Below are 5,548 nucleotides of genomic sequence, written 5' to 3' on the forward strand. Positions count from 1 at the left end.
GCCGGGGCACCTGTTCCGCCACCTGCCCCGGCAGTCCGCCCACAACAAGCGCCTGAATGTGGACGACAACGGCTGGGTGAAGGTGCCTGCGGGGGCTCCCACTTGGGGTGTCGCGGGCCGAGTGCGGCAGTCCGTCCTTCAGGTGCGCGGGAAGTCGGCATGACGGGCGTGGGGTCCGGCCGTCTTCCGGCCGACGGCGGTGGAGAGCACGCTGCGGTGGAGCCGGGCTCCCTGCCGGTCGCACCGGAGCCGGTACGGCACTCGGTTCGACGGTCCGGTCGGCGTCCAGCCGTGCGTGGACGTCGAGCGGTACGTCTTCACGGAGTCCGTCGAGAAGGTGGCTCTTCCGGCACCGCACCCGGCTGCACGTGCGACTCCGTGTTTCGCTTCCGACCCCCGAGTATCTGATGGGTATTAATCATTTGTAGATCGAATGTAAATCGGGGCCCATGAGGATGCCTGTGCCGTCTGATCACAGACTGCTACGCCAAGAGGAAAGGCATACTCATGAGATACGGCAGAACCAGGCTGTGGGCTGCGGGTTCGGCCCTGGCCGCGGCGATGGCACTCGTCGGCACCCTCGCCCCGGGCGCCAGCGCCGAGCAGCAGCGCGACGGTAACAGCGAGAAGAGCGTCCCGATCTCACAGGCTGTCGGCGCCGACAACCTGCGGAAGATGAACGAGCAGCGACCCCTCGTCGCCGCTGCGAGCATCCTGGCCAAGGCCCAGGAGCGGGGCCACTACGAGGGCTACACGGGCATCGGCCTTCAGGAAGACCACGTCACCCTGTGGTGGAAGGGCGACCTGCCCGAGCCCTTACGGCGGGCCGCGGAGCGGGCCCGCAGAACCGCCCCCGTGCACATCGTCGCCGCGGACCACTCGCTGGCCGAACTCAAGGACGCCTCCGAGCTGTTACAAGCCCGGCTGGAGAAGGACCCCTCGCTCGGCCACAGCGTCAAGATCCCCACTGACGGCAGCGGACTGATCCTGGCACAGGACACCACCCGCGCGGCCCGCACCGCCTCCGTCGCCCAGGACCACAGCACGGTCGACCGGATCGCCGGCGTGTCCGTGAAGACGATCAGCGAGGAGCCTCTCCAGGAACGCTCGCGTGTGAACGACGGTGCGCCGTGGTCGGGCGGAGCACAGATAAACTTCAACGGCGGGGCGTGCACGGCCGGGTTCGGTGTGCGTGACGCAAGCGCGACCTACCTGCTCACCGCTGAGCACTGCGGTCGGAGCGGCAATCGGTTCACCAACCCGCAGGGCACCTACATCGGCACCTCCACCAAGTCCAGTGACGCCCACGACGTGATGCTCATCCCCACGAACTCCGACAACTTCATGTACACCGGGGGACCCGACAGCGACGCGGGCGTGCGGGTCGACGGCTGGGACCACGTCTTCCCGGGTGAGTACCTGTGCCAGTCCGGAATCACCAGCGCACGGGCCACGGGCGGCCCGGTCTGCAACATGAAGGTCCTCTTCTTCTACAACGACTCCGAAGACCTGGTGGAGGCGGAGCAGATGGACGGCCGGGAGGCGGCCCGCAGCGGTGACAGCGGCGGCCCGATCTACACCGCCTCGGCCGCCGGCGGCGCGATCGCCAAGGGCACGGTGACCCGTAGTGCGGGGGCGCGCCTGGGCTTCCAGGACTTCTACACGGCCACGCGGGACTTCGGCATCTGGATCAACAGGTAGATCCGTCCTCGCGGCCCGTGCCAGGGCCCGCCCGGCGTCCTCGGCGGCCGTGAAGGCCGGGAGGACGCCGGCTTCCGTCGCGGCGGCCCCGGCGAGCCGCAGCGCGGGCTGGTGGCGGGAGCCGAGGCGGGACGGCTGTCAGTGCGGCAGTTCCTGTCCCCGCACCAGCGGTAGTGTGTCGGCGAGCCGGACCGCTGGTGGGCCAGGCGCCGCCGGACGGGGCCGGGGACGCCCGGCAGCCGCAGCAGCCGCTCGCCGACGGCGCGCAGGTCGGCCGGCGTCACCTGTCCCTCAGGGGTGTCGGCCAGCCAGAAGGTCCAGCCGTTGGTCCGTCGGATCCCGCCTTGGAGTCCGGGCCGCGCAGTCTGTCGACGACCCACTTCACTCCCGCCCCGGCGATGGTGAGGGCCAGGATCCCGGCAGCAGCTTCCCCTCGGCCCTTCGTCTTGCAGTGGGCTCTTGAGTCGTCAGGTCCACCTGGATGAATGAGTCCGATGTCTTCACCGGTCGTAGGCGATCAGTGATCGTTTGACTGCGGCGCCAGTGGCCCGGTCGTGCCAGATGCCGGCGGCGAGGGCGAGGAGTCGTTGTCCGGTGCGGGCGAAGACTCCGGCCGGTGTTCTGCCGCCGTGCTGTTCGATAGTCGCGGCCGGCACAGACATCGGACTCACTCACTTAGTCCTCCGGGCGGGCTCCGCGCCCCCCTCGAACGTGCCCCCTGCCGGCGGCGACGGCGGGGTTCACCGCGGACCTGTCCTCGAGGGCCGGGGGAGAACGGGACGGCGCGGGGACCCGCCCCGGCCGCCGTCGGCGCCGGCTCGACCGTCAGCGCCGGTTCGACCGCCGGCGCACGGTGAGGAGGCAGGCGAGCACGCCGAGGCCCCAGGCGATGAGGAGGGCGCCCCACAGGGGCATGGTCACCATCGGAACGAGCAGGCGGATCTCGACACTCGCACGGTTCTCGAAGACGAAGACGAGAGCGATCGCGGTGATCAGGAAGAACGGCACGAGACGGCGGACGCCGGGGCGGGAGAGGAACGGCGTACGGGCCTGGCGGTCCTTGGTCCGGGTCATGGGGTGTCCCTCCCTCGGGGTCCCCTCGTGTCCAGCGTCCTCCCCCCGTACGGGGCGCGCCACCGAGGGCGGGCGCCACGGGCCGGCACCGGGCCGGGATCCGTCGCCGTCACCGGAGCGGGACCGGCCGGCCCAGCGCCGCTCGTGCCACGCGCGGCCAGTCGGCCGCCGCTCCGCCGCGCAGCGTGTGAGGGCGGCGGCGCGGCACGCGGACCCGGAGCGCACCGGGCGCGCTGCGGCACACGACGGGTGACGGCAGGACGACGTGTTCCCCGTCGATGCCGACGGGGAGCGTGTCCGTGCCGGCCTCGACGACGACCTCTTCGGCGTTCAGCCGGACGAGCCCCCCGGAGGAGCGCGGACCGCGCACGAGGCGCGCCGCCTCGGCGGCGGTGCCGACCCGTACGCCCACCAGGCCGAGGAGCCCCGAGTCCAGCCGTTCCCGGCGCCCCGGACGGGCCGCGTCGACGGCACGCCCGTAGGGGTTGTTGCCGACGAGGAGTGCCTGGAGTCCGTCGACGCGCGTGCCGCCGGCCCGCATCCGCAGTTCGGGCGCGGCCTCGCCGGTGAGGAGACCGGGGAGGGTGCGCAGGGCCGTGCGCGCCTTGGCGTCCCGGTACGCGGGATCGGTGACGACGGACGCGTACGTTCCGAACGAGGCGTTGTTGACGAAGACCCGGTCCGCGGCGTAGCCGAGGTCGACGCGGAGTTCGACGCCGTCGGTCAGGGCGCGCAGGGCCGCGGCCGGATCGTCGCGGTCGAGGCCGAGATCGAGGGCGAAGTGGTTGCGGGTGCCCGCGGGGATCACCACGAACGGCAGGTCGTGACGCGAGGCGACCTCGGCCACCAGGGCCTGGGTGCCGTCGCCGCCCGCCACCGCCAGCAGGTCGGCTCCCTCGGCGACGGCCCGCCGGGCCAGCTCGGAGACGTCCTGGCCCGTGTCGAGCAGGACCACCCGGCAGCCCGCCGCCCGCGCCTTCTCCGCCAGCCGGAAACGGCCCACCTTGCCGCCGCCGGAGCGCGGATTCATGAGGACCCAGGGGGCGCGGGGCGCCTCGGTGACGGCCTGCTCGGAGGCGGGGCGGTCCGGTGCCAGGGCCGTGCGCGCCGCCGTGACGGCCAGCGCCCACAGGGCCAGGGACGCCAGGGCCGGCCCCAGCACGCCGGACGCGGCGTACAGGGCGAGCACGGCGACCGGGGCGGCCACCGACAGGAACGCCCCGAGGACCCGGAGCACCCCCGTGTGGGACAGGGCCCACCACACGCCGACGGCGACGAGCGCGAGCCCCGCGACGCCGACCGGTACCCACAGCACGCTCCGCAGGCCGGCGGCGACGAGCGGCACCAGGATGCTTCCCAGGAGGGCGAGCAGGGCGAGGCGGGCGAGGAGGCGGGTCCGTCCGGCACCGCCTCCGCGCGCGGTGGCGGCCCCTGCCGCGTCCGGTTCCCTCGTGCCGCCCCTGTGCCGTTCCACCCGCAGGCCCTTCTCCTCGCGCTCCCGGGTACGCGCCGGTTCCGTCCTTTCGTGCCGTCCGCGTCGTGCCGGGGCCGTTCCTCACCCCTCGCGCGGGGTGCGCTCCCCGGACAGGTCGGAGAGGCCGCCGCGCTCGACCACGCACAGCGCCCAGATGACGAAGCCCGAGATGGTGATCATCACGACCGACCACACCGGGTAGTACGGCATGGAGAGGAAGTTGGCGATGATGACGAGTCCGGCGACGACCACGCCGGTGACGCGCGCCCACGTCGCGGTCCGGAGCAGTCCGACGCCGACGGACACGGCGATCGCGCCCAGCACGAGGTGGATCCAGCCCCAGCTGGTCAGGTCGAACTCGAACACGTAGCGGGGCGTCGTGACGAAGATGTCGTCCTCGGCGATGGCCATGATGCCCCGGAGGACGTCGAGCAGGCCGACGAGGAAGAGCATCACGGCGCCGAAGACGGTCAGGCCGGTCGCCCATTCCTGCCGTGCCGTGTGGGCCGGCCCGGTGTGTGTCGCGGTCATCCTGAACCTCGTTCCGTGGGGTGCGGGCGCTCAACGGGTGGGGGTGCGGGCGGTGGAGTCCGCGTGCTCCGCCGGGCCGTGGCCGGTCAGGACCAGCTCCTTCGCCCTGCGGAACTCCTCGTCCGTGATGTCGCCGTGGGCGCGGATCTCGGACAGCCTGGCGAGCTCGTCGACACTGCTGGGCCGGCCGCCTGCCGCGGTCTGCCTGACGTAGGCGTCGAACTCCTCCTGCCGCGCGCGTGCCTGGGAGACCTCGCGGCGGCCCATGTTCCTGCCGCGGGCGATCACGTAGACGAACACGCCCAGGAAGGGCAGGACGACGCAGAACACCAGCCAGCCGGTCTTCGCCCAGCCGCTCAGCCGGTCGTCGCGGAAGATGTCGTTGATGATCCGGAAGAGCAGGATGAACCACATGATCCACAGGAAGAACCAGAGCATGGTCCAGAAAGCGCTCAGCAGCGGATAGTCGTACGCCAGGTGGGTCGGTGCGCTCATGCCCGTCCTCCGTCCTCCGCCGCCGGGCGCTCGCCCGGCGGCTCTGTGCCGTCTCGAGCGTGCCCCCGGCGGGCCCCGGGCGGCCTCACCCGGCGCGGGTGAGTGTGCGCGCCGGGTGAGGTGTCCCCGGCGGGCGGGTCGCCGTCCTCGGCGGGCGGGTCGCCGTCCCCGGACCAGGGGCCGGACTCCCCGGGGGCGCGGGGTGGCGCGGCGGCCGCCAGGAGCGCCAGGACGGCCAGGACCGCCAGGACGACGCCGAGGACGAGCGCCACC

5 protein-coding genes and 2 pseudogenes are annotated in these 5,548 nt (G+C 72.7%); 1 reads left to right on the forward strand and 6 read right to left on the reverse strand.

Annotation, left to right across the window (positions count from 1 at the left end; genetic code table 11):
- Positions 1–507: 507 nt before the first annotated feature.
- A complete protein-coding gene (locus AOK18_RS25665; protein ID WP_055695877.1) occupies positions 508–1,701 on the forward strand; it encodes a trypsin-like serine protease in 1,194 nt (397 codons plus the stop codon).
- Positions 1,702–2,201: 500 nt separating this feature from the next.
- Here the strand turns inward: AOK18_RS25665 and AOK18_RS31410 are convergent.
- The 6 genes and pseudogenes from AOK18_RS31410 to AOK18_RS33700 all read right to left on the reverse strand — a co-directional run.
- A pseudogene (locus AOK18_RS31410) lies at positions 2,202–2,342 on the reverse strand (IS982 family transposase); the annotation flags it as partial.
- A gap of 184 nt (positions 2,343–2,526) precedes the next feature.
- Positions 2,527–2,775: a hypothetical protein gene (locus tag AOK18_RS25670; RefSeq protein WP_055695878.1), complete on the reverse strand. Its 249-nt coding sequence runs from the start codon at positions 2,773–2,775 to the stop codon at positions 2,527–2,529.
- Between the two features lie 109 nt (positions 2,776–2,884).
- Positions 2,885–4,249 (reverse strand): diacylglycerol/lipid kinase family protein, encoded by a 1,365-nt coding sequence (locus AOK18_RS25675; RefSeq protein WP_055695879.1) that lies wholly within the window; start codon positions 4,247–4,249, stop codon positions 2,885–2,887.
- Between the two features lie 81 nt (positions 4,250–4,330).
- Positions 4,331–4,780, reverse strand: coding sequence for a DUF7144 family membrane protein (locus AOK18_RS25680; RefSeq protein ID WP_055695880.1), 450 nt, complete (start codon positions 4,778–4,780; stop codon positions 4,331–4,333).
- Between the two features lie 30 nt (positions 4,781–4,810).
- Entirely contained in the window at positions 4,811–5,275 is a 465-nt protein-coding gene (locus tag AOK18_RS25685; RefSeq protein ID WP_055695881.1) for an SHOCT domain-containing protein, read from the reverse strand.
- Positions 5,272–5,548, reverse strand: a pseudogene (locus AOK18_RS33700) (hypothetical protein); the annotation flags it as partial. The gene AOK18_RS25685 and the pseudogene AOK18_RS33700, both read right to left, overlap by 4 nt.

It is taken from the genome of Streptomyces prasinopilosus (assembly GCF_001419695.1).
In the GTDB taxonomy this organism is placed as follows: domain Bacteria; phylum Actinomycetota; class Actinomycetes; order Streptomycetales; family Streptomycetaceae; genus Streptomyces; species Streptomyces prasinopilosus.